Origin of the sequence: Paenibacillus sp. PCH8, from assembly GCF_002968835.1 — a bacterium.
Taxonomy (GTDB): domain Bacteria; phylum Bacillota; class Bacilli; order Paenibacillales; family Paenibacillaceae; genus Paenibacillus.
The window spans coordinates 144,575-170,261 of the sequence record NZ_PKQK01000002.1 but is presented as its reverse complement, the minus strand read 5'-3'; the positions used below and the strand labels follow the sequence as shown (position 1 = coordinate 170,261).

Genomic DNA, 25,687 nt, shown 5'->3' with positions numbered 1-25,687 from the left:
CTATACTCAGTTTAATTAACAGCCGGCGGGTCCAATCCGTATCCAAGGAGCGAGCGCAATGATACCCAGCTTCTATAAGATGTCTCTGAAAAAAAGAATACAGCTGCTGTACATTTTTCTCGTTGTACTTTGCATTAGCGTGACCGGAATTTGCTCCTATCTCTTTGCAGCACGAAGCATTGAGCAGAATGCGCTTGAACTGAAGCAAGGTCTCCTGAATAAATCGGTACAGGTGATGGATGAACATCTGAGGCACATTGTCGTTTCCTCATATTCTTTTATGTTGAGCGAAACGTTCACACAGGTCATGAGGGATGTTCGCAACCATAATACATCTCATTTTTATCAGAATCTCTCCCTGCTTCAAACGTCTTTTGCCCAGTTAAAGCTCGTAGAGCCACTGATCGACACCACATATGTAACGACACCGATCGGTGATTTTTTCTCGACGAAGGATTTCCCGAATCGCGACAATGGGTTCGACAGCGAATATGGGCGCATTGTGAAGCAGCAAGGCTGGAATACGATGTGGTTTGGTTCACACGAGAGTGGATTATTCCAATCCAAGGGCAATGTGTTATCTCTGTTGCTCAAACCTATTGTGATTGATAACCATACGTTTTCTAATGTGTATATGGTCGTCAATATGAAGGAAGAGGCGATGCGGAACATTCTGACGCAGGATCTCATGAATAACCAGATTCAACTATTTTTGCTGCATAAAGACGGAAGTGAAGTCATTCGCCCTTCCTCGCGAAATTACGACTATATTACAGAACCTGACTTCACCAACCAGTACAGACGTGGGAATGCCGGGGACTTTACGTATAGGAACGCTCAAGGAGAGGACATGCTCGTTAACTATTCAGCCTTGTCGATAAATGAGGATTGGGTCATGGTCAGTGTACAATCCAAGGCTGATTTGTTGTCCCCGCTCCAGAAGATTCGCTGGCTGGTGATCCTGATCATGCTGTTTTGCATTTTGCTCGCATTGGGGTTGTCCAGCCTGCTGGCCTCGGCTCTGCTGAAGCCATTGAACAAGCTGCGGCGCCTAATGGTTGAGGTGGAATATAATGATCTGGATGTGCGGTTTCGCAGCAAATATGACGATGAGGTCAGCTCGGTGGGACACCGCTTCAATCGAATGCTGGATCAGATCCAAGTTCTGTTTGAAGAAGTGCGAACAACCGAACAGGACAAGCGCAGATTTGAAGTGAAGGCACTTCAGGCGCAAGTCGATCCACATTTTCTGTATAACACGCTCAATACGATGTTCTGGAAAAGTGAGAGCGGAGAGAAAAAGGATGTCAGTGAGATGATTGTATCCCTATCCTTGCTGTTCCGTCTGGGACTGAATGATGGGAAAGACATTACCAGTGTGGAGCAGGAGATCAAACATGTAGAACAGTACATGCAGCTTCAGCAAAAATGTTATGAGGAACTATTCGTTTACAGGATCGAGGTGGGCGCCCCCTCCTGTTACGGCATGGATATTTTGAAAATATTGCTTCAGCCCTTGGTCGAGAATTCCATCCTGCATGGGTTCAATGACAAGGAAGAGTTGGGCGTCATCGTGATCCGTGTTGATCGTCATGATGACCTCTTGATGCTGGAGGTCGCTGACAATGGCTGTGGAATGGATGTAGCCAGAATGAATGCTGAGGATTCCGTTGATGGAGGCCGCAAGGGTTACGCACTATCCAACCTCCATGGCAGATTGAGTCTGCATTACGGGGATGCGGCTTCGATTGTGTTTCATAGCAGTGCAGATGTGGGGACGACCGTTGTCATCACGATTCCGATCAGCTGAGGAGGGGTATTATGGAGCACTTGACGATGTGTGTGATGGATGATATTCAGGCGGTTGTAAAAGGTATATCTTCGACCATCCCATGGGAGGACCATCAGGTTCAGATTGTGGGCACGGCAAACAATGGTGAACGTGGTTGGTCCCTTTTGCTGGAGCAGCAACCGGACATCGTGATTACGGATATTAAAATGCCCCGGCTGAGCGGGCTGGAACTGATGAAGCGTGCATTGGATGCCGGACTGCGATCCAAATTTATTTTTATCAGCGGATACTCCGATTTTCAATATGCACAGGAGGCCATCAAACTGGGTGCTTCCGATTATCTGCTCAAGCCATTTACCCCGGATGAAATTCTCGGTGCCGTGCTGAAGGTAAGGCAGAGCATTGAGGGAGAACAGGCACAGTTCAGACAGCTTGAACAATTGGAACAGAAGGTGGTAAGCAGCAGTCAGTACGAGCGTCATAACTACCTGCTGGGTCTGTTGCGTCATGAGATTGGAGGGTTTCTGAATGAGAGCCGCTGGAATGAACTGCACATCGATCTCGATTCCTCCAATCTGCGGGTCATGGTTATTGAGGTGGATGGCTACACCCGGTATGGAAACACGATGCATCTGGATGCGGAAATCATTCCTTTTGCGGTCCAAAATATTGTGGGAGAATCATTAAACCGGTATACCAAGGGGGTTGTTCTCAGGGAAAATCGATATCGGCTTGCAGCTATATTTAATTCACCAGGTCAGATCGACGCCTCGGAACTGCTGGAGCAATGTCGCCACAATGTAGAACAATTCTGCAAAAAAACAATCTCTATCGGCCTCGGTACAATAGCCCGGAGACCGCAGGAAATCTGGAGGGCTTATGCCGATGCGGATAAGGCCATATCCTATCGCTTCTACAATGAGGGCAATTGCATCCTCCGGTATGCCGATTTGGAGAATCAGGAATTTGTGGCTCCCGTGTATCCTTTGGAGAAGGAAAAGGAACTTTTTTATGCACTCAAATGTGGGAACGAAAGCACCTGTCACCGAATTATCGACGACATTCTTGAAGAATGGCAGGTAATCAAAGGGTATCCCGAACCGCTCTCAATGATTCGGTTGTTATCGGGGCTGGCTTTTGCCATCTATCGTGCATTTTGTGATGAGATCACGGAAGAGGAACGTTTGCGTCTGGAGGCAGACTTGACGGTACTTGAGGCGATGCGCTCCTTGACGTTTGAGGGCTGGAAGGGATATATCAAACATTTCAGCAGCATGGGTTGCGAGATTATGGACAAGAAGCGACTTACCGATGTCAAACAGGCTATCAGTAAAGCTCGGGAGTTTATCAGCCTGAATCTTGCAGAGAATCTGACACTTCAGTCCTGTGCCCAATCGGTGCACTTGAGTCCGAGTTACTTTGCGAATGCGTTCAAAAAGGAGACAGGCCTGACGCTGATTCAATATATTACGAAGCTCCGAATGGAAAGGGCGAAGGACCTGCTGGTTGCAGGCGTACAGGTGCAAGAGATCTGCCAGATGCTTGGTTATGAGGATCGTCCCTACTTCAGCGGCCTGTTCAAGAAATACTGCGGCATGACCCCTACCCGATTCCGACAAATGTACCTGAACTAAAAGAGACACGGATCATCATTTTTCCCCCATGCAAAGTCAGAATGTCCCTCACTTCCTTGAAAGCAAAACGATTATCATTACGTTAACGGGTAACCCAACAGGTTGTCCAGACAGCATAAGGGGCATATCAATGGTTAAAAAGTGGATGGTGACTACGCTAAGTGCATTGCTTGCAGTAAGTTTGGCAGGTTGTTCTACAGACAGTGGAACGACGACTAACAGCGGGACGGCTTCTGACAATGGGGGAAATGCCGAAGGGAAAACCAAAATCGTATACTGGACGCCAGATCGCCATGATGCTGATTTTATGAAGTCCAAGATCGATACGTTTAACCAGACGAACAAGGATAACATTGAAGTGGAAATGACCGTTATGGGTGACAATTATCCGCAGGCGGTCGATATTGCTTTTGCGAGCAAGCAGGCACCCGATGTGCTGCAAATTGATGATTTTCAGACGTATTATCAGAAAGGTTACCTCACCACGATTGACGGATACATGAGTGAAGAGATGAAGACCATGTTCAAAGATAGTCTGATTGATAATAAAAATACGTTGGATGGAAAAGTATATACCCTTCCCAATACCGGTCAGATATGGAGATTGGTGTACAACAAGGATATTTTCAAAAAAGCAGGCATTGCCAATCCGCCAAAAACGTTGGCCGAGATGGTGGAAGATGCCCGGAAAATTACCGAAGCCGGCAAGAGTGAAGGAATTTATGGATTTGCCAGCCCATTCAAGAGTGGCAGCGGTTTCTGGAGAGCAGCCAATACCATTGCAGGTGCAAGCAATACGGACGGTATTGATGGCTACAACTACAAGACAGGACAATTTGACTTTAGTATGTACAAGGACATCGCACTGGCGCTTCGTCAGATGAATCAGGATGGCAGCATGTTGCCGGGGGTAGAGAGTCTGGACATTGATCCACTCAGAGCCCAGTTTGCCCAAGGCAAAATCGGAATGTACATTAATCACTCTGGAGAACCAGGGGTATATAAAGATCAATTCCCAACGCAAGAAGATTGGGCAGCAGCTCCCGTGCCAACAAGGGATGGAACGATCAAAGGGGCTTCACAGGTGATTGGGGGCTCCTATATCGGTATCAGTGCAGATTCTGCCAACAAGGAAGCGGCATGGAAGTTCATGGAGTATGTATACAGCAAGGATCTGCAAAGTGAATATTACGAAAAAGGATACGGAATCTCACTTATTCCTGCTGTACTGAGTTCCGAGAAAAAACCAAGCATTCCAGGCATTGAAGGTTTCCTGCCGAAACGTTATGACGCCATTTTCCCGGCTAATCCGAGTGTTGTAACAGAGAGTTCACTGGAAGGCACCAAATGGAGTGATGCTTTCTCCATCTTTGTATTCACCGGTGGCGACATTGATGGTGTAATCCAGGATCTGGACAAAAGATACAATGCATCACTGGAGAAAACGAAGGCGGCGGGGCTGACCAAAATGGCTGCTGACCCATCCTTTGATTCCTCCAAGCTTCAGGGCAAATTGTCCACGGAAGAGTAAGAATCGTTCATGGCGGCCGTTGGTTTAACTACTTCGGTCGCTTATTTATAAGGAAAGGGGATAGGTAAAATGATGATTAACAATGCATCCATCGATGCACATATCATTAACGGAACGAGTTCCCGCAAAGTGTTGGGTATGGGCGGTACCCTTATGATGGTGGAGGTTACCTTTGCAAAGGGCGGCATTGGAGAAGTTCACTCCCATGATGCGCATGAGCAGATCAGTTATATCGTGAAAGGCAGTTTCGAGGTCCAGGTAGGTGAAGACACTCGCATTTTAGAAGCAGGAGACAGCTTCTACGCCGGATTTAATGTTCCTCATGGCGTGAAGGCACTGGAGGACTCCGTCATTCTGGATGTGTTTACCCCGTTTCGTCAGGATTTCCTTGAGGGTTCCAAATGAGCGATTTCTACCTTTCAACAGCGGAGTTGCAACAAGCAGCACAGTATTATCAGAAGCATTTTCCAGAGGAAGCCCGGAATTCACTGACGATTGCCAACCGTGCTATTCTGAACGAATTTATGGTTCCTTACACCAATAATCTGGATCATTGGGTTCCGCTAGGAACACCGGTGGACTGGCTTCATAACCCGACGAATGATTTGGAATTTACGTGGGGAATCAATCGTCACTGGCATATGCTGGACCTCGGTAAGGCGTATTTGATGAAGGACAATCCGCTATATGTCACAACGTTCATGGAGCATTTCCGTAGCTGGAGACAGCAGAATCCAGTACCTGTGAATCCCGGCTACGATGAAGCTGTTTTTTTTCAGAAACCCGGTCCATGGCGACTGCTGGAAACTGGACTGCGTGTGCAGTCCTGGATATCTGCATACAAGTATATGGCCTCCAGTCCGCTGCTGGATGAAGGCTTTCAGGCGGAGTTTCTACAAGGTTTGGAGGAGCATGCCGAGTTCTTGACCTGTTACCTTGGAAGTACGGAGATCAATCATGCCATCATGCATATGCAGGGATTGTTCATGATGGCTACGTTCTGCCATCAGCACCCGCGAAGTCCATACTGGCGTCAAATGGCAGTGGAACGTCTTGAACTGTGTCTACTGCACCAGTTGAATGAGGAAGGCATACAGATTGAGCTGAATACGCACTATCATAACGCCAGCATCGAAATGTTTGGCACGCCTTATCTCCTGGGGGAGATTTCGGGACATCCGTTCTCGGCATGGTATGGCCAATGTCTTCGCCAAATGGCCGCATTCACAGAGGCGATGGTCAGACCAGACCATCAATCCACAGGCATTGGCGACTCGGATTGGCTAGGTGATGGGCGTCAGCGACTGACCCTGCTAGGTGCCATTCTGGAAGATGAAGATCTGATGGCTCGCGGAACGGACAGTTCGGAGTGTCTCTGGTTGCTGGGTGTGGAGAAATATGAACATTGCATCAGACTCCAGGAGGCTCGTTCGTCATCCCAGTCCAGTCGTGCTTTTCCGAAGACTGGTTATTATGTCATGAGAGACGCACGTCAGTATCTGTTTTTTGATGCGGCTGCGATGGGCGGAGCGCATGGACATGCAGATGCATTGAATATGGAGTGGATGTGGAAGAACCAGCTATTCTTCACGGATACGGGCCGTTACACGTATGAGGAAGGGGAATGGCGCAAGTATTTCAAAAGTACACGTGCGCACAATACGATCACACTGGACGGTTTGGATCAGACACCTTATGTATCCACCCAGCAATGGGGTAAGCCGGAGGCGCAGGCCACAACACTTCGCTCGGAGAGCAATGACAGCTATCACTTCATGGATGCTTCACATGACGGGTATACGCGTTTGCCTGATCCAGTCACGCATCGGCGGTGGATACTGGCAGGAGTGGACGTGCCTTTGCTGCTGATTGTGGATTGGCTTGATGCACAAGCAGAGCATACACTGGAGCAACGTTTCCATCTGCATCCGCAGGCGGATCTTGCCTTGAGAATGAACGATGATGGTGAACCGACGGCGGGAATTAACCAAGCGGAATCAGCGGTCATACTTTCGATGCAATGGGTTACGGCAGGGATTGCGAAGGGGAATTTTGAGGTTACAGAACAGCCTGGCTGGATATCTGAAGTGTATGGCTCCAAATCGGAAACGTCCGTTATTCAGGGCAGGGCAGAGTTCTCGGGTAAAGTCGGAATTCTTACCCTGTGTCTGCCAGCGGATCATATTGACCAAGTGATACGTGTAACCACATATGAATTAGAGCCTGACCTGACGAGACTGGAGCTGAACTACATGCAAGGCGATGAAGAAGGAAGAATAGTGATCGATAATGATATGTTGCAATGGACAAAAAAATAGAGCATGACCCCTTCCTGATTATGAGCATTTGGAAGGAAACGATAAAGCAGGAGCGGATGCTCGCACTTCGCGAACTCCGCTCCTGCTTGTTTGTGTACTTATTTAATTCTTCTCGTTCGTTTCACTCGTGCAGATTTAGGAGTGGTGGGCTTGGGTACGGCAGGTCTTCTGGACACACCCACATCTGAAGGTTTGTTGCGGTATACCCATAAGGCGTAATCAAGTGGTTGAGTAATGGCCTTATAATAGATATCCCGTTCACCGATGCGAGCAAATACTTCACGAGCAGGCTTGGGATTGACTTCGAGCAGGTAGATGTGTCCGCTTTTGTCAATCGCCAAATCCAGTGCCAACTCACACAAGTCCCCATACGTATCTTCCAGAAACGAAGCAACATCGATGCCGAACTTCTCAGCGGTCGTGTTAATCTCTGCTCGAAGTTCCTCATCGGAGATCCATTGCTTCATCAGTCGACTCATCGCTACAGCCTGACCGCCGCCATGCAGATTGGAGGTAACGCTCTTCTCTGCACCCATTCGTCCTGCACATCCGGTAAGCTCCCATTGTCCTTCACCGTTCTTCTGGACCAGCATGCGGTAATCATGTACCCGCCCATTCGGCAGCTGAAGTTGAATCCCCTTCTGCACAAGATACTTATCTTTCATGTTCCAGTGCTGGAGCAACGCGCCGAGCCGTGACAGATGGACTTTACGCGGCGTGATAATCCGACGCTTCTGATCTCGGCCTTGTACAAGCACGGTATTCGCCTCGCTACTGCTTCGTTCAACGCGCAGAATACCACGCCCGCCAGTTCCATTAATAGGTTTCAGGTAGACCAGGGAAGAAGCTTTGAGCATCCGGTTCACGTCAGACATATCCTGAAATAACACCGTTTCCGGCAGGTGCTCCCGAAAGGCGGATTTTTCCGAAAGGGTCTGATGGATGGTCCATTTATTGCGAAGGGGTCTGTTTAGAAAGAGCAAATGCCCATACTTTTGCCGAAAGGCAAGCAGTTGCTGGAATCTGCGGTTGCGCTGAATCCGGCAACGATCGAAGATCAGATCCGGGAATGATCGCCATTCCCGGGACCAGCCTTTTTCCTCATGAAAAACCATCGCTTCAATCTGTTTGCCTCCCGGATGTACGTCGGCAGGTGTGAATACATAGATATCGAGTCCCCGCTTGCGCCCTTCAAGAATCATTCTGCGATAGATGCTTCGTTCTTCAAGAGCGCGATGTTCATTCAAGTACAACGTCATGATGCCCAGAACAGGTGAGGACACAAACAATCACCTTCTTTTTTGCAGTATTCCTGTCTATCATCGTTTGGACTGATGGGCAAGATAGGCGCTGTAATGAAATATGCGTTCCAGTGACCGCCGACGGATCTGCGGTTCATCGAACTTCATGGGTTTCGCATTGGCTTCAAAAAACCAGATTTCCCCCAGCTCATCGATACCCAGATCCATAGACATTTCTCCCAGCGTAAATCCCGATCCACGCTCCACTTGTCTTGCAATTAATAATGAAGTAGATTTCACACGTTTCATCAGGGCCGTTGTCATTTCTTCTCCGAATAGATCCATGAGCAGTCTCTCAGGGTCTTCGACGCTCCCTCCGCGCGGCACATGAGTTGTAATACTGCGGAAGCCAGCAAGTCTCGCACCTACGCCGGTGACACTCCATTGTCCCTTACTGTTCTTCTGTACAAGAACACGCAAATCAAAGGGACGTTTCCGAGAGGATGCCAGTTCGATGCCTTGCTGTATAATATAGGGCGTGTGTCCGGTTTCTTTGCGAATTCGTGCCCATAACTTGGCAAGTGTTGCTGTCTTATACGTTGTACTCTTGCGGGTGGTCTGTACTTTAAGGCGATAGGGAAGGCGCTCTTTCTCCTGGAATTTAAGCATCATGATGCCTTTGCCAGCTTTGCCACTCTCGGGCTTGAGGTACAGATAGGGATATGTCCGCAGAACGGCACCCAGAGAAGAAGCACTGCGCATCCGCCGGGTATGGGGGATCAGCTGCTGAGTCGATTTGGATTTTTTGAGCCATTCGAACAGATTCCATTTATTGAAGAAGAATGGGTTATACAGTTCGATCCCGGATTGCATGCATTCATCAATTTTGCGCTGAACCGAAGGTTTATTCTCGTCTTCCCGGTTGGGAATTCGATTGTACAACACATGGGGAAGGGGAAAGGCTGTGAAGTCCATTTTCCACTCCCCTTGTTGAACGTATATCCTTTCACGGTGGGACCCGTCACGTCCAGATCCCTCACCGTCACAATATATACCACATACCCCATGCTCTCGCCTGTCTGTAAGATATCCTGAAAATTTTGCTGATTCCCCCTGAACATTCGCTGATTATCATGCATGGTCAAAACAGCTATGACAGGTTTGAAATCATCGTGAAGGCTCATCACACGCCTTCCTTCTTCCGGAATTTGCTCAAATACAGGCAGTGTTCCAAAATGTGCTCCACCGACGATTTGCCCTCCACCCGGAGTGAAGGGTGACGGAAAATGGAGCGCCCGGGTTTGGCGTTCGCTTCGAACATCCATACATGTTCCTCCTGATCAATGCCCAGATCAAAGCCAATCTCACCAATCAGATGCTGGTGCTGGGTTTCAATCGCCTGGGCCAGTGTAATAGCGACGGATTTGGCATGCTGAAGAACTTCTCCCGCACGATCGCCGAAGTTGCGACTAAGCGCCTGCTCAGGCGTCATCAGGGAGCCGCCATTTTTGATGTGGGTTGTGACGCTGCCACGCCCTGCCTTTTTGGCGCCAATGCCAACAACAACCCATTGATTGTTACCGTTTTTGTGCATGTGAAAGCGGAAATCAATTGGACATTCGTCAATTTCAATCAGTCTTATTCCCTGTTGGACGACATACCCACGAAGTTGCTTGCCGTGCCTTCCCTGAAGCATGCGCATCAGACTGTTGAAAGAACCGAAGCGCAGGAGTGCATTACCACCTTTTTTGCGATAACGTGCGAAATATCCACGTTTGGGCGAATAGGTCAGTCTGTAAATCCCATTCCCCAGACTTCCGGCGGTGGGTTTATAGTAGACAAACTGATGGCGTTCCAGCATTTCTTTCATCTGTTCCACCGACGGATTGGTAATCGATTCAGGGATATATCGTCCTGCTGTCGGTTCGTTCTCCAGCAACGTATAGATATCCGATTTGTTGAAGAAGCTCCAGTTGAAGAAGGGGATCTTCCGGCGAATGAATCGTTCCCGCAGCTGGTTGATTGCGGGTGAGAAGTCTGAACGGCGACTCGGCAATCGGTTGTAGACCACATCGGGCAGAGGTACGGTTTTGCGGGAAAAGCTTCCGTTATCATTCAGGAAAAATCCGGATACCGTCTCGTTCTGCCAATTGATATCCCGGGGGTAAAGGCAAAAATATAGGATTTTCGGCTGCCTTCACGAAGTAATTGTTTGATGAAACCCGTACGGGAACCGAAAGGATTGGTACTTGTTGAGGGTCCGTCGGAGAGAACACCAATCAGTGGACCCAACTGGACCTCATCATTTTGCAAATTTCGGAGATAAATGCTGCCCCGTTTGGGAACGTTCATCAGATTGCGTATGCCTGTAGCAAGATACAGATGTTTGCCAGCTTTGCGAATGGGTTTGATGGTTGCTGGCACCCGGTCACGCCCGAAGCGAAGGTGCACCGTTTTTTTGCCGGACAGGTTGAGGCTCTTCATTAAAGCGTTGGATACATAAACCACTTTATCCGGTTGCTTGGTGAAATGCAGGTTGCAAAAGGTCAAACTCATGATTTATCCTCCTATCCTGAAAAGATCCTTGTGCTCCATGGCAAGCGGGCGCTGCGGGCCTCAGCCGCCGTGAATCGGGATGGGTTTCAGGCCAGCTTTGCTGGATGAATTCGGCATTTTCATCGGACGAATAACGTCCGTTAGAACATGTTGCTGCAACAGATAACGGGCATAGGCAAGCGGTCGCGTATAAGTCAGGGCATGCATGCGTCGGTCACCCGCTTCTGCGAATGAGGTACGGCCTGGTTTGGAGTTGACTTCGATCAGCCAGAGGTTACCCTCTGCATCAACTCCGAAATCAAGACCCAATTCGGCTAACCTGCCGAAACGATTTTCCAGCAGGGTGGGGATCAGAGTGGCAGTCTGTCTAATGTTCTGGAGTAGAGCTTCTGTGCGAACTGTTCCATATCGTTGCATCAGATAGGAATGGACGGGATATGCTTTTCCCCCTCCGTGAAGGTTGGAAGTGAGCGAACCTTCCGGTCCTTCTCGCACCATACATCCTGTAAGAGCCCAGCGACCTTGCCCATTCTTTTGCATAAGAGCCCGTATGTCGAACGCTCTCCCGTGATGGCTAAGCTCCAAATAGGGCTGCACGATCATCTTGCGCTCAGCCTGATGGGATTCCAGCCAGGAAGATACCGCCTGGGTATGATTAAATGTAAGGTGAACGTGTTCATTGTCTGAGCTGCGACCCTCTACGATCCATGTAGATGGCATCTCTCCCCGAGACAGGCGAAAGGTGTTTTTACCATGAGTCCCTGCTACCGGTTTGAAGAACAGTCCCTTGGGCCAATGATCCAGCCAGGTCTCCCAGGGGATATGCAATTCGATCCGGGTTGTGGGCGCAAGACGTGCTCGCAATTCAGGATTCCGGGACAGCACACGATGGACCTCCCATTTTCCTGGCAGGGAAGCAGACCAATAACGGTGCGGAACCTTGCCGTTGACCGATGCCCGTTGTTCAAGCTGTTGTCTGATCTTTCTGGGGAGAGGGCGAAGACAACGGTCCATGAACAGGTCGACTGCCGGAATGGGAACTGGATTCCATTTCCCTTGAAGATAGGTATATCCCCGTTGAAGGTAGGACTGAGCTGCCTCAACTGATATCGGAATCACAATAACCTGAAGTGCATATCGCACACTCCCCAGACTGAGACGACGGCAGAAAAGTTCATCCGTGAAGGGAGGTGAGCCTTCGGTTGCACGTACCAGAATGGCCAGTGTCTTGGTCTGAGATAATGGAAACATGATGCTGCACCTCTCCTCTAGGGATGACTTTTTAGAATCCGGCCAGGTACGTGGAATACTCCAGCATGGCTTTCACGGAAGGACGGATTTTGCTCTCACTCAGTGGTGTATTATCATTCTTGGATGGTTTCGAGTTGACTTCGAGCAGCCATACACGGCCAGTGGAGTCCAGGGCCAAATCAATACCGAGTTCACCAAAGTGAGCAGGGATGGCGCTCTCGATGCCTTTGGCGATATCCAGTGCTGCGGTGTGCAATCCTGCATATGCGGAAGCTTTGGCTGAACTGGACAACTGCGTTTTGGCAACAGCTTCCTTGACGGTACTGAGACTCCCACCCCGTGCCAGATTGGATACATAGTGGCTTCCGCCAGCAATCCGGGCAACGATGGAGGTTACACTCCATTTTCCTGTGCGGTTTTTTTGCACGAGCGCACGGAAATCCACAGGTCTGCCACTGTTATCGATGAGGGTCAACCCCTGCTGGATCTGGTAACGAGTTGTTTTCATTTTCCCGGACATACTGGCATACAGTTTATCCAGAGAAGTATACGTTTGTTTTCGGGTACCTCCGACGCCAGTCGCCAGCGTCAGGAAACTTCCGTCCGTCTGACGTGAGACCCGGATGATGCCTTTGCCCAATGAACCGCGTACCGGCTTCAGAAATACAACGGGATGTCGGTTGCACATGGTCTTGAGTAAGGTGGATGTCTTGAGCAAATGGGACTCGGGTAGAACTCGTTTAAGCGTTGAAATGGACTTGAGTGCATCGAATACTTCGTTTTTGTCCAGAAACTTTTCATTGAAGGTTTGTGTGCCGTAGAGCGATTTTACTTCTTTCATAAAATGCTGTACGCTAGGTTTGTTCTCAAGCTTACGGGACGTTAGCCGGTTATTGACGACGTCTGCTATAGGCAGAATCGTCTTTTTCCAGCCGTCATCATACACCCAGCCTTTCATATCACCCGTTACCGCTCCAATATCCTCTGGTGTGAAAAAGGATACATAGGCGCCTTGCTTACGGCAGGCGTTCACCAGTTCTTGACAGAACATCGTGATGGAGCCAAAGGGCCGATCGGGCTGATCAGGATAATCCTGGCTGACCAGAACACTGATGAAGGGTCCAAGGCGAAGCGTACGGCTGGCTGAACGGTAGGACACCCTCAGAACCGAACGGGGAACAAGGCCGGTCTTGCTGGCAACCGTCTGATTGATGCGCAGCCCGTCATACCTTGGTACCGGAATGACAGTGACCTCACGGCGGAAAGAGCCGAATTGTAGCTGAAGCGGCCTTCCTGAAGGGATTTTAAGTGCCTTGAGTACCCCTTCGCCCAGCATGATGACGTCGTCCTGCAGGATGCCCGAGCCGGTAACCTGAATCGTTACTTTTTTAGTGGACATCACGGATCTCCTTCCGGGCGGCAACTTGATGTCTGATCTCGAAGTTGAACGGCATCTGAACATGGCATGTGCTTCATCATATGAGGACATATAACCCTTGGTGATTGACCCATTTGGATTAAATGTATTTGATTCGGGGCAGGTCATCGATGGCCTGTTTCAGATCGCCCTTGTTTGACAGGAGAGAAAAGCGTGTATTAACACGGATAAACAAACCAATCTGAGGAGGAATATTAGTGAATATTTATGACAAAGCCAATGATTTGGCCAAAGCACTGAGAGAAAGCAGCGAGGTGGAAGAGATTACTTCCGCGATGAAGCTGATTGAAGCGGACCCGGATGCAAAAGCGATGTTGGATAACTTCCGTGATCAACAAATGGAATTGCAACAACGCATGATGAGCGGGGATATGCCAGCTCCGGATGAGATGGAGAAAATGGAAAAAGTGTTTGAAGTACTGAGCTTGAACCTGAACATCCGTCGTCTGTTTGATGCCGAGCGTCGTCTCAGTGTCATCATTGAAGACGTGAACAAAATTATTGCAGATAGCCTGGGTCATCTGTACGGTGGCGCTGAAGCGTAAAAAGGTAGTTCAAAAAGTCCACTTTTGATTACGAAGGATGCCTAGCGGCATCATCAGCATCGAATATGAAATTCAGCCGAAATGTCCGTTGCTCACGTAGTTGTCCTACGCTCCGCTACTCCATTTCTAGCTTCATTCCATCTTCTCGGTACTGAAAACTGATCTTTTTGAACACGTACTAAAAGGTTGTCTTGTTTTTTACCTGAACCTTTCATATTAGCTCCTGATCGTTCATAGACTAGAAATATAGAGTCGATCAAGAACGAAGGAGCTGTGAATGGTGAAAAGGTTGAAAAAAGCAAAACATGTCATCTACCTGCTTATTGCATTGTCGATGCTCGTCATTGCCCTGCCGCGAATTTCCTTTGCCGGAGGAATGGACTGGGTTAATATTTTTGGCATCGTATGGGTGCTGTTCTCCTTATTAATCGTTGGTGCACATCTTCATTTTATTCTCGGTGTGGATGAAGAAAAGAAGCGAGCACTGGAAGCCATCCGCCGGGCGAAGCTGCGGCAATGGGAGATGAAACTGCTGGACAAGCAGGAGCGGAGCAAGTCTGTATAAGTCGTGCGTAGACATGAGGTACACTACAGGTGCAACAGTCCTTATGCCGAGAAAGTGTCATGGGTTGCTGTATTGGAGAAAGACCGGAAATCCCTTTGTTATCGGGGGCCGGTCTTTTTTTGATGTATGGAAAGATCGGGTCAGTGTCCATGAGTGAATACAAGACCAGTCTTTGCGCATCGGAAAGGGACGTGGAAGGGGGTTATTTTCCTAACAGCGTGTTATAATAGATACAGAATAGTACAGATGCATCTTCGGGGGTGGTACAGATGGACGGGCAAGAAGAGAACGTGACGAAGCATGAACAACTGCTTCAATTTATTGAACAATTGAAGGTGGGCAGCAAAATATCAGTGCGTGGGCTTGCGCGGGAACTGGGTGTAAGTGAAGGGACAGCTTATCGTGCAGTGAAAGAGGCGGAGAATTTCGGGCTGGTCGTGACCAAGGAACGCATTGGGACCGTGCGAATCGAGAAGAGACCTCGGGGCATGTCGGAGCAGTTGACCTTTGCTGATGTGGTGACCATTGTGGAGGGACATGTGCTGGGCGGAAACGAAGGTCTCGCCAAACCGTTGCACAAGTATGTGATTGGTGCCATGAAAGAGCAGGCCATGGCCCGTTACATTGATGCCGGAAGTCTGCTGATTGTGGGAAACAGGGAAGATGCCCATTCTCTGGCCCTTGAACAGGGCGCAGGCGTGTTGATTACAGGTGGCTTCGGTACAAGCAGGGAAATGAGGATTATGGCTGACGAACTCGGGCTGCCGATCATTTCCTCCAGACATGATACCTTTACGGTGGCTTCAATGATTAACCGTGCGATCTTCGACCGTCTGATCAAGAAAAAAATAATGCTGGTTGAAGATATCATCGGTCAGAAGCCGCGTCTGCAAGTGCTGAAGGTGACTAGCTCCGCTGCAGATTTCCATATGCTGGTCTCGGAGACAGGTGAACACCGCTTCCCAGTCGTGGATGAATGGAACCGGGTTATCGGCATTGTGAGCCTGAAAGATGTCAGTGAGCTTAACCCGGATCAGAGCATTGAGAAATGTGTAATCCGTCGCCCGATTACGGCTTCGTTGCAGACGTCCCTTGCATCTGCTGCCCAGATCATGACCTGGGAGGGCATCGACTTCCTGCCGATTGTGGATCGCAACCGCAAATTGATTGCATCTGTGACACGCAAGGAAGTGCTTCAGGCCATGCGGGATGCCCAGAAGCAGCCACAGCTCGGTGAGACCTTCGATCATCTGATCTGGAACGGGTTTGCCGAGGAACGCGGTGAACAGAACGAACTGTTATTTCACGGCTTCATTATTCCCCAGATGGCAACGGACCTGGGTACCATCTCGGAAGGTGTTCTGCTGAATGTGATGACACAGGCAGGTCGACGGGCGGCCTGGGATGTTACGGGGAACGACCATGTGGTGGATAATGTGACAACCTATTTTGTTCGACCGGTACAGATCGAGGATCAGATTATGGTTCGTCCGGTTATTCTGGAGACCAGTCGTCGAACGTGCAAGATGGACATTGTGATTACCCGTGAAGGCAGTGTAGTGTGCAAAGCGGTCATGACATTACAATCCATAGACCATGCCTAACAGGCCGAGTTGCCCAAGGCATAAACCAAGAGAGTACCCCCTAACCCCAGAAGCTTCCTGAATTTCGCTATAAATGCGTGTTCAGACTTCGTCGGATGAAGGGAAGTACTCTCTTTTTTGGATACAAGTATGGAGTATCAATGCATCATGCAGATTGTCCAGAGGTTTGACCTGTTCCATTTCCGGAACGTTGTTGAAGTCGGGAATAATAACTACGGTTGCGTATTCCAGCGAACACATTGTAGGCTCCGATAATCAGAAATAGCGCTTCCACAACAACAGATAACGTGGAACCCGTGAAGACAAACATCAAGATCAGCGCAAGGATGATGAGCATGCCACCCATCCAGATATTCGTCCAGGAGCGGTAAAGACCAGCGGTGGCAGCATCCGAAGTTCTGCGCGAACGAATGCTGTTCAGAGCAGCAAGGACCATAACAACAGCAAAGATGGCGATTAGAGCATATTTGAGTACATCAATGAACACAAAGACGCAGCTCCTTTTCTGGAAAGCATTTACTGCATTCATTGTACCATGCAGAGATGAAGACAAGGGCAGTTTTTTTGCTATTATTCATACGTTAAGTAGGAACATGCGCGCGAATCTGTACCCAAACTTGCAGAACACCTTCCATAACCAGCATCGTTTTGACCTGTAAGGTGTAATCCTTTTCCCTGACGGTATACACCTTCTGATTCAGCATAATTCGTGTCATTTTGCTATACTCGTCGATGTTAAATACATCTCTGCCCCGCAGGACCTCAAGCTCATCCCCGAGTTTCTGCAATATCACTTTCAGTGAAGCCTCATCGGGCCCCTTATCAGAGTCTTCTGCACGGACCTTGATCTCCTTGATCACCGTTTGGCGTTTACTATATTTTTTCAGCGTTTTGATATCCTCCTCATTCTGATGCAGCTGAAGCTGCATCTCCTGATTGTTCAGCCATAACGCATTGTAGCTCAGATGAAATACTCCGTTGTAGACGACGCATCCAGCGATCATTCCCAGAACAAATACAGCGGTCATTCGCATAAGTGGACGGTAACGGGAGAATGGCGGAATTCTCATGAACGCTGTTCCCGTGTCATATTAATTCCTGCCTCCGCCGCATACCCATTTCACAAGCTCCGTTCCCATATGTGCGCCCATAAAAGCAGAGATCAGATACAGAATTTGTTTGACCGCCGGAGACAGGTTACCATCGAGAAAATTGCTCTCAATGACACGCATGGGATCGATGGTTCCACCGACAGCAGCTGCGAGTGCCCATATCTTGATTTTTCCCGAAATGTCGAGCATCGTCTGTGTCGGAGGTTGAAGAGAGATTACAGCTCCTATACCTCCGATCATCGCGCCGCCCAGCACGATTCCAAACGCAATAAAGAAATCCAGAATGGCTTTGGACAAAAATGTGCTCATTGGCAACACCCCTTTCAGACCCAGCAGCATACCTCCTGTGTTCAGTCTGTAACAGGGGGAGCGGCTTGTACTTCTATTGTATGGGCGTGCCCCCTAGCGTTATGATAAAATGTCGATAAAAATGTATCGGCGATTATAGGTACTCGGAACAGGGCAGGGGAGATAAAGATATGAACTTGGAGACGAAATGTGGGTTGTTATTCAGAGATTGGACTCTGGTACTGAAAGAAGCTGTACAAGTTAGCTTGTTGGCAGGTGAGCAGTATGACTTGGGAATAAGGGGAGCGGTGAGTTCTGGTGCAGTGTCTTGCGTGAAGTTTGTCCTTGGAGTTAGCGGCGAGGGAGAGGTTGAGCATGAAATCCGATCCTTTCGTCCACATGATCTGCTTCTCATCGAGGAAGGGCAGCCAGCAGTTCTGGTCAACGCGGGTTCATCTCCTCTGGTCTGTTACATCATTCAATGTCAGAGGGTAAGTATGACACCGATCCAAGCGCAGGAGGAGGGTCATACGAGCAAGCAGAATGAGAGGGGAGTTCACGAAGTAAAGCAGCGTAGCTTGGTTACGCTTCAACATGCTGTCTTGGATGATGTTAAGCAGATCGTGCAAGGATGTGAACGTGCCGACCTTCATGATCCAATGGAGATTCACCTTCTTTTTCAGAAATGGATATGTTCAATTGTTGAGCAAATGAGGCTGGAAGTCGAACTGCCACAGCCCGATCACGCTGTACAAAGAACGATTGACTATCTCGATGAACATTATGATGACCCTGTCACAGTCCAGCAACTGGCGCAGATGGCCAATGTTAGCCGTAAATGGTACACCGTAAGGTTCAAGGAAATAACGAACCAAAATCCAAGAGATTATATCACGGAGTTACGTATCAAACGGGCCAAGGAGTTATTAAACCTTACTGGAGACAGTGTCAGTGAGATTGCCCGTAAGGTCGGATATGAAGATGAGCATTATTTTAGCCGGAGATTTAAGCAAAAAGTAGGTCATTCACCACGGATGTATCTGCATAATCGTCGATATTTGGGAACTACGATGACTTCGCCTGAACTGCTCCACACACTTGGTATGACGCCCATTGCTGCTCAGGCTCCGTTTTATGAATTTCCACACTACCTGAAAGAATCGTTCAAACAAGTTCGCAAGTGGGAGGGAAGCCATTCACTCAACATGGAAGAGATTAAGTGGATGAAGCCCGATCTTATCATTGCATCCGCCTGGCAGGACAGTATGAATTATGAGCAACTTAACCGGATTGCAACAACAGTGCTATTACCCGAGCGCAGCAACTGGAGAGAGGAACTAAGGGATCTGGGAGAGGTATTAGGCAAGAGCAGGCAGGCGCTGCAAGTAATCAACAATTTTGACGAGGGTCTGAGCCAGGCAAGGAAGCAGTTGCATACGCTTATTCCCGATGAATCTATTGTGTACATTCGTCTGACCTGTGAGGGAATAACTCTGTTTGGGGAACGGTCCTCAAGGGGGAGTATGCTATACCGGGAGCTTGATATGAATATGCCCAAGGTATCTATTCTTCATGGAGAGGGAATGTTGGTCTCCGTGAAGCATCTCGCTGAGATTCAGCCTGATCATATTTTACTTCAAATAGAGGGCGGTTCAGATGCCCGGCATCATCTGTATGATCACCCGATGTGGAATCGACTCCACGCTGTTCAGAATCATCAGGTGCATATTCTCAGCAACACGGAGTGGTATAATTTCTCGTTCGCCCCACTTGCAACTCAATATGCTATTCATGAGATGTTAGACCTGTTGAAGAAGAAACGACTGATGAGACATATGACCTGAATTCTCCGACTTCTCAAAAGTCCAAATGGGGACACCCAAATATCCATTCATTAATATTTGGGTGTGTATATAATGATAATGAGAATCGTTATTATTTATACACCGAAGGGGATAAACAGATGAAACATTCAAAAAAATGGTTTGGATTAGGAATGATCCTTATCTTGCTACTGGCTACAGCTTGCGGGGCAACGGGAGAAGAGAAGTCGGAGCCAGCTGCGGAAGCCGAACCTCAGACACAAGAACAGCGCGTGGTTGCAACTTCGGTGACGTACCCTGACTTTCTGTATGTACTTGGTGTGACTCCAGTAGCTGCAGAGAATTATCATTCGGATTACCCGGATTATTTTGAAGGCAAATTCGACAACGTACCCAAACTGGGCAATGGTTCCAACTTTGAAGGTATACTTGCCGTGGAGCCGGATGTTATTATCGCGCCCAAATGGCGGGATGAGAAAATATATGACCAGTACGCCAAGATTGCCAAAACCGTTCTTCTTCCCGACCGGGACAATTGGCGGGATGAATTGAAGGATATGGGGGAGGCTCTGGGCAAGCAAACGGAAGCAGAGCAGGCTATTCAGGATTATGATACGAAAATTGCTGCTGCTCGAGATGAGCTGAAAGATCTTATTGGAGATGAGACGTTTATATACTTGAGAATCATGCCCAAAGAAAGCTACGTTATGGGTGAACTATCGAACAGAGGTACAGTCATTCATAAAGAGCTTGGACTAAAAACGGTAGCAGCCTATCCTGCAAATGAAGGAAGTGTGCCCGTCTCGCTTGAACTGCTTACTGAATATCAGGCGGATCACATCATCCTCCAAATCGATGGTGGCGATGACAATAAGAATGCTCAGAAACTATACGATGAAATGAAAGAAAGTAATATCTGGAAAGGCATGAAAGCAGTCAAGGAAGATCATGTATATCTGGTAGGTGACAAGGAGTGGATGAACTTTGGGTACTCTTCCGTTGCTACGTTGAATGCAGTAGATGATATTGTGACTGTGATCAGAGAGAGAAATCGATAAGATGAAAAATGTGCAATCGAGTCCAGTCGAGCGCGTTATTCGTGAGCGAAGAACAATTCGGTCATTCAGTACGAGACCTGTTTCAGAGGATGTGCTGATTAGATTACTTGATGCTGCTGTATGGGCTCCCTATCATTCCAAACAAGAGCCATGGCGCTTTATCATTTTTATGGATGAGGGTCGCCAAATGTTCAGCGATGCTGTTCTCTCGACGTATACACCCCAAGAACTCCAACAGTTTGGGCAGAGTGCAACGAAGGACTATTGTGAAGACACGCCAGTGCATGTGTGCGTTGTGGTTCGACAGGGTACAGATCGTTGGAGAAATGAAGAGGCTTTGCTCGCAGCAGCTGGGCTGATTCAGAATTTGCAGTTGCTCGCCTGGGAAGAACGCATCGGACTGGTGTGGAAAACAAACGAATACAACCGGGATGATGCGTTTGCTGCGAGAATAGGTCTGAATTCCGGCGAACGGTTGGTGGGAACACTTCATCTTGGGTATCTTCGAGATGATGCTGCTTCTCGACCTGTGAGCAGGAAACCGGCAGATCAACTCATTACCTGGATTCGTGAAGAACAAGGGTAGGCAGGATACACAGACTTGTAAAAAGAGATGTGCAGATATTATGATATATCTGTTACCTCTCTTTTTTTTGTTCAGTCACACCTTTTGGAATGATTAGCGTACTTTTTTTAATTATAGATTTTAAATGGAATGTCTTTAGTGGGAAAGGAAGAAGAAACATGAGTTCTTTTGTGCATTTGCATGTTCATAGCGAATACAGTTTGCTGGACGGCGCTGCGCGTATTCCGGATCTCGTGGATAAAGCCGCAGATCTCGGAATGACGACACTTGCGCTGACCGACCATGGCGTGATGTATGGTGCAATTCCTTTTTATAAAGCCTGCATCCAGCGTGGCATCAAGCCAATTATAGGGTGCGAGGCATACATGACAGCGGGGTCTCGCAAAGAGCGGGGAAGCCGTAAGGATCAGCCGATTCATCATTTGATTTTGCTGGCCAAAAATATGACGGGATACCGTAATTTAATGAAACTGTGTTCGATCGGACATCTGGAGGGTTTTCATTATAAACCACGTGTCGATATGGAGAGTCTGGCTGCACATCACGAGGGCATTATCTGTCTGAGCGCATGTCTGGGAGGCGAGGTTCCCCAGCATCTGCTGCATGGACGAGAGGAAGAGGCTCGGCGTGCAGCACTCCGTTACCAGAATATTTTTGGTGCCGACTTCTACCTGGAGCTTCAGGATCATGGGCTGTCTGAGCAAAAAAGAGTCAATCCTCAGCTCATTAAGCTGGCGGCAGAACTTGAGATTCCGCTGGTAGCGACCAATGATGCTCACTATCTGTCAGAAGAGGATGCGGAGCTTCAGGATGTACTGATCTGTATCGGAACGGGCAAGACGGTTGACGATGAAACTCGGCTTCGGATCGGAACCAATCAGCTTTATCTGAAAAGTGAAGAAGAGATGGCTCGGTTGTTTCCCCATGTACCTGAAGCTTTGGCGAACACGGTCCGCATTGCGGAGTCTTGTGAATTGGAGCTGGAATTTGGCAAATCGATTTTGCCTGAATACAGACCGCTTCCCGAGGGTTCGAGTCCTTCGACGTATCTGCGTCAATTGTGCGAAGAAGGAATGCAGGTGCGCTACGCGCAGTCCACACGTTGGACAGACGAGGCGCTTCGTGTGGAGTTGGAACAACGGCTGGCGTATGAATTGCGCGTAATAGATAGTATGGGATTCTCGGATTATTTTCTGATTGTCTGGGATTTTATCGCCTATGCGCACAAGCAGGGCATAGTTACCGGACCAGGTCGGGGTTCCTCGGCAGGCAGTCTGGTAGCGTACACGTTGAATATCACCGATGTTGATCCGATGAAATACAACCTGCTCTTCGAACGATTCCTTAATCCCGAACGGATCTCCATGCCCGATATTGATATTGACTTCAGCGATGAGCGGCGGGATGAGGTCATTGAATATGTAGCGCGTAAATATGGCAAAGCTCACGTAGCTCAGATCATCACCTTTGGAACCATGGCTGCCCGTGCAGCGGTACGTGATGTCGGGCGGGCACTGAATGTGCCTTACGGCGAAGTGGACAAGGCGGCAAAGCTGATCCCAGCGCAGCTCGGTATTAACATTGAGCGGGCTATGGAAGCTACACCTGAACTGAAGGCACTCTATGAAACCAAGCCCAAAACGCGTGAGCTGCTGGATATGGCCATGAAGGTGGAAGGTATGCCACGTCATGCCTCAACGCATGCGGCGGGTGTTGTCATCTCCCGTGATCCATTGACGGATGTGGTACCACTTCAAGAGGGCAGTGAAGGGACAGCGTTAACCCAGTATTCGATGGAAAATCTGGAGTCGATCGGGTTGCTCAAGATGGACTTTCTTGGTCTGCGAACCCTTTCGATCATTGAGCGGTGTGTACGCTGGATTGGGGAAAATGGTGAAATTCCAGACTTTCGTCTAATCCCGGATGATGATGCGTTAACGTATGAGATGTTGGGACGCGGCGACACGATGGGTATTTTTCAACTGGAATCCGCCGGGGTACGCCGTGTGCTGAAAGAGCTGAAGCCCAGTGTATTTGAAGATGTGATTTCCGTACTGGCCTTGTATCGTCCGGGCCCGATGGAGTTCATATCCAAATACATTCAGGGCAAGCATGGACAGATCGAAGTGGATTATCCCCATCTGGATTTGGAACCCATTTTGAAAGATACGTATGGCATCATTGTATATCAGGAACAGATTATGCAGATTGCATCCCGGATGGCGGGTTTCTCGCTGGGTGAAGCAGATTTGCTACGCAGAGCGGTCTCCAAGAAGAAACGGGAAGTGCTGGATCTGGAGCGTGGTCACTTTGTACAGGGCAGTCTGAAACAAGGGTATAGCGAAGAAGAGGCAGACCTGGTCTATGATATGATCGTCAAGTTTGCCAATTATGGCTTCCCGCGTGCCCATGCCGCAGCATATGGCGTACTTGCGTTCCAAACGGCCTATCTGAAGGCGCATTATCCGGTTCATTTTATGGCATCCATGCTAACAGCTGTAATGGGCAGTCATCGTAAAGTCGCGGAGTACGTGGTGGAGTGCCGACGCATGGACATCGCTGTGCTGCCGCCGGATGTGAATGAGAGTGGCATTCTGTTTACGCCTGTTTTTCCTTCATCTGCTGGCAAGACTGCCGATCAGACTGCTGAATCAGATCCAGCCGGTGGAGAACAAGGGAAGTATCCTTCTGGCATTGCGCCAAGTGAAGGTGAGCATTCAACCCATGAGGATGATGGTTATTCGGGACAAACCGAGTATGGTGAAGCCCCTCTGCCAGATGACCCCGGTCCAGAACCAGAAGAGCACAACGGGGAATATGAATGGCAGGCAACGACTTCCATGTCGGAGGCATCTGATCATCGGAAGGAAGCTGGATTGGTAAAGGTTAGTTCAGTGGAGGATGCGCACGCTCAGGAACCGGATCAAGTGAGTTCATCGCACGAGGGTCAGAACGGAATACCTGTTGAAGAGAAGAAGCTTGCTAGGTCTGATGAAAATCCAGATGTAGACCCTTCCTCTGGTGCGATACGATTTGGCTTGGCTGCTGTGAAAAATGTCGGTACCCAGGCAATGGAAAGCATCATGATTGTAAGGCAGGAGAGACCGTTCGACAGTCTGCTCGATTTTTGTCGGCGTGTCGATCTGCGTGTATGCAACAAACGTGTAATTGAATCGCTGATCCAGGCAGGTGCTTTTGACACCTTGCCTGGACACCGGGCTCAATTGCTGGCGATGCTGGATGAGACCGTGGAGGCCGCGCTGAAATGGCGCAAGGAACGAGAGGATTTTCAGATTCAATTGTTCGACTTCGTTGAGATGCCAAACTGGGAGATTGAATATCCCGAGATCCCACCTTATTCAGGAGGACAGCAACTGGAGCTGGAACGTGAGCTACTGGGCTTGTATCTTTCCGGACATCCATTGGATGACTATGAAGATGTGCTGGAATCGAGTGGGGCTGACCGGATCATGGAGCTGACCGAAGCGGCTGACGACACGATGGCCGTCGCCGCGGGAATGGTTGTATCTGTGAAGTCGATTACGACGAAACAGGGCAAGGCTATGGCGTTCATGGAGCTGGAAGACCAGATTGAACGCTGCGAAGTGGTTCTCTTTCCCGAGGTATGGCGGCGTAGCCAGCAGTATGTCGGGAAAGGTGAACTGCTCGTCGTGCGTGCCAAAGTGCAGCAGCAGGACGAAGGGTTTAAGCTGCTGGCTGAGGAAGTGGCGCCACTGACACCGGCGGCACTGGAACAGCAGCTGCGCAGCCGTGAGCGGCGCGGCAAGCCCGGCAGCGGCAGCACATCGCGCCCGGCGCAGGCGGCTTCGCCACAGCGACCAGCGGGCGCGGGAGCCGTAGCACAGCGCAGCAGCGCAGGCGTGGAGGCTTCCGCTGCGCGTGGTAGCGGAAGCCAGGGCTCGGAAGCGACGCGCAGCGGTACGAGCGCTGTCATGGCAGCGGGTTCCCGGGCAGGCGGCGGTGCAGAGGCGGCTGGCAGCCCGGATCAGAGCCGCGGGCAGCGGGCGGTGGAGCAGCGGGTGTTCGTGAAGATTGCTCCGCATGCGGAGAAGCCAGAGCTTCTGGCACGCCTGAAGCAGCTTCTTCAAGAGCATCCTGGACCTGTGGCGACGGTGCTCTTCTATGAGCAGCAACAGAAGCTGCTTGCACTTAGTGATGCCTACCGGATCAAGCCTTCACCAACCTTGTTCTCCGAAATGGAGAAGATGTTGGGTGAAGGGACGGTCAAGATTAAATAAAAGTCGGAGATTTCCCTAGAATTCAATCAGGGGCTGTCTCAAAAGCCCTTAAAAAGCGTAATGTCAAAAAGAAATAACACTCATAC

At 49.1% G+C, this 25,687-nt stretch carries 18 protein-coding genes and 2 pseudogenes; 12 read left to right on the top strand and 8 right to left on the bottom strand.

Translation table 11 applies throughout. The annotated features are described in order from the left end of the window. Nucleotides 1–79 precede the first annotated feature (79 nt). The 5 genes from C0Q44_RS13345 to C0Q44_RS13325 all read left to right on the top strand — a co-directional run bounded on the left by C0Q44_RS13345 (nucleotide 80) and on the right by C0Q44_RS13325 (nucleotide 7,275). Nucleotides 80–1,810, top strand: coding sequence for a sensor histidine kinase (locus C0Q44_RS13345; protein WP_258166305.1), 1,731 nt, complete (start codon nucleotides 80–82; stop codon nucleotides 1,808–1,810). Nucleotides 1,811–1,821: 11 nt separating this feature from the next. Beyond that, on the top strand, nucleotides 1,822–3,426 hold the full coding sequence (locus tag C0Q44_RS13340) for a response regulator (protein ID WP_105407814.1): 1,605 nt from the start codon (nucleotides 1,822–1,824) through the stop codon (nucleotides 3,424–3,426). A 130-nt stretch (nucleotides 3,427–3,556) separates the two neighbouring features. Continuing rightward, nucleotides 3,557–4,957, top strand: a complete 1,401-nt coding sequence (locus C0Q44_RS13335) for an ABC transporter substrate-binding protein (protein ID WP_105407813.1) — start codon at nucleotides 3,557–3,559, stop codon at nucleotides 4,955–4,957. Nucleotides 4,958–5,026: 69 nt separating this feature from the next. Next, complete coding sequence (locus C0Q44_RS13330; protein WP_105407812.1) at nucleotides 5,027–5,362, top strand: cupin domain-containing protein; 336 nt, start codon at nucleotides 5,027–5,029, stop codon at nucleotides 5,360–5,362. After that, nucleotides 5,359–7,275 carry an alginate lyase family protein gene (locus C0Q44_RS13325; RefSeq protein WP_105407811.1) on the top strand — a complete coding sequence of 639 codons (1,917 nt, stop codon included), beginning with the start codon at nucleotides 5,359–5,361 and terminating at the stop codon, nucleotides 7,273–7,275. The genes C0Q44_RS13330 and C0Q44_RS13325 overlap by 4 nt, the downstream gene beginning before the upstream one ends. 98 nt (nucleotides 7,276–7,373) lie before the next feature. Here C0Q44_RS13325 and C0Q44_RS13320 read toward each other — a convergent pair whose 3' ends face one another. From C0Q44_RS13320 to C0Q44_RS13300, 5 genes and pseudogenes are all read right to left on the bottom strand, one after another. After that, nucleotides 7,374–8,558 (bottom strand): YheC/YheD family endospore coat-associated protein, encoded by a 1,185-nt coding sequence (locus C0Q44_RS13320; protein ID WP_105407810.1) that lies wholly within the window; start codon nucleotides 8,556–8,558, stop codon nucleotides 7,374–7,376. Nucleotides 8,559–8,594: 36 nt separating this feature from the next. Further along, nucleotides 8,595–9,700: pseudogene (locus tag C0Q44_RS13315) on the bottom strand (YheC/YheD family endospore coat-associated protein). Further along, nucleotides 9,700–11,072: pseudogene (locus C0Q44_RS13310) on the bottom strand (YheC/YheD family endospore coat-associated protein). Before C0Q44_RS13310 ends, C0Q44_RS13315 begins: the two co-directional pseudogenes overlap by 1 nt. Nucleotides 11,073–11,132: 60 nt before the next feature. Next, nucleotides 11,133–12,323, bottom strand: coding sequence for a YheC/YheD family endospore coat-associated protein (locus C0Q44_RS13305; protein WP_105407809.1), 1,191 nt, complete (start codon nucleotides 12,321–12,323; stop codon nucleotides 11,133–11,135). A gap of 31 nt (nucleotides 12,324–12,354) precedes the next feature. Continuing rightward, nucleotides 12,355–13,722: a YheC/YheD family endospore coat-associated protein gene (locus C0Q44_RS13300; RefSeq protein ID WP_105407808.1), complete on the bottom strand. Its 1,368-nt coding sequence runs from the start codon at nucleotides 13,720–13,722 to the stop codon at nucleotides 12,355–12,357. A 236-nt stretch (nucleotides 13,723–13,958) separates the two neighbouring features. On the opposite strand from C0Q44_RS13300, the gene C0Q44_RS13295 reads away from it, so the two are divergent. From C0Q44_RS13295 to C0Q44_RS13285, 3 genes are all read left to right on the top strand, one after another. Beyond that, complete coding sequence (locus C0Q44_RS13295; protein ID WP_105407807.1) at nucleotides 13,959–14,306, top strand: YlbF/YmcA family competence regulator; 348 nt, start codon at nucleotides 13,959–13,961, stop codon at nucleotides 14,304–14,306. Between the two features lie 277 nt (nucleotides 14,307–14,583). Continuing rightward, a complete protein-coding gene (locus C0Q44_RS13290) occupies nucleotides 14,584–14,871 on the top strand; it encodes a hypothetical protein (RefSeq protein WP_374955099.1) in 288 nt (95 codons plus the stop codon). A gap of 269 nt (nucleotides 14,872–15,140) precedes the next feature. After that, the gene (locus tag C0Q44_RS13285; protein ID WP_105407806.1) at nucleotides 15,141–16,475 is read left to right on the top strand and encodes a DRTGG domain-containing protein; all 1,335 of its coding nucleotides are present in this window, start codon (nucleotides 15,141–15,143) and stop codon (nucleotides 16,473–16,475) included. A gap of 145 nt (nucleotides 16,476–16,620) precedes the next feature. Here C0Q44_RS13285 and C0Q44_RS13280 read toward each other — a convergent pair whose 3' ends face one another. From C0Q44_RS13280 to C0Q44_RS13270, 3 genes are all read right to left on the bottom strand, one after another. After that, a complete protein-coding gene (locus C0Q44_RS13280) occupies nucleotides 16,621–16,962 on the bottom strand; it encodes a YtpI family protein (RefSeq protein ID WP_181150995.1) in 342 nt (113 codons plus the stop codon). 94 nt (nucleotides 16,963–17,056) lie between these two features. Next, nucleotides 17,057–17,545 (bottom strand): sporulation membrane protein YtrI, encoded by a 489-nt coding sequence (locus tag C0Q44_RS13275; protein WP_105407805.1) that lies wholly within the window; start codon nucleotides 17,543–17,545, stop codon nucleotides 17,057–17,059. A 21-nt stretch (nucleotides 17,546–17,566) separates the two neighbouring features. Continuing rightward, the gene (locus C0Q44_RS13270) at nucleotides 17,567–17,896 is read right to left on the bottom strand and encodes a YtrH family sporulation protein (RefSeq protein ID WP_105408479.1); all 330 of its coding nucleotides are present in this window, start codon (nucleotides 17,894–17,896) and stop codon (nucleotides 17,567–17,569) included. Between the two features lie 170 nt (nucleotides 17,897–18,066). Here C0Q44_RS13270 and C0Q44_RS13265 point away from each other — a divergent pair, with 170 nt between their 5' ends. The 4 genes from C0Q44_RS13265 (at nucleotide 18,067) to C0Q44_RS30940 (ending at nucleotide 25,601) form a co-directional block, all read left to right on the top strand. Further along, on the top strand, nucleotides 18,067–19,719 hold the full coding sequence (locus C0Q44_RS13265; protein ID WP_105407804.1) for an ABC transporter substrate-binding protein: 1,653 nt from the start codon (nucleotides 18,067–18,069) through the stop codon (nucleotides 19,717–19,719). 119 nt (nucleotides 19,720–19,838) lie between these two features. Continuing rightward, nucleotides 19,839–20,756, top strand: coding sequence for an iron-siderophore ABC transporter substrate-binding protein (locus C0Q44_RS13260; RefSeq protein ID WP_105407803.1), 918 nt, complete (start codon nucleotides 19,839–19,841; stop codon nucleotides 20,754–20,756). Between the two features lies 1 nt (nucleotide 20,757). Further along, nucleotides 20,758–21,342, top strand: coding sequence for a nitroreductase family protein (locus C0Q44_RS13255; protein ID WP_105407802.1), 585 nt, complete (start codon nucleotides 20,758–20,760; stop codon nucleotides 21,340–21,342). Between the two features lie 158 nt (nucleotides 21,343–21,500). Beyond that, on the top strand, nucleotides 21,501–25,601 hold the full coding sequence (locus tag C0Q44_RS30940) for a DNA polymerase III subunit alpha (protein ID WP_258166304.1): 4,101 nt from the start codon (nucleotides 21,501–21,503) through the stop codon (nucleotides 25,599–25,601). The last annotated feature ends 86 nt before the right edge of the window (nucleotides 25,602–25,687 follow it).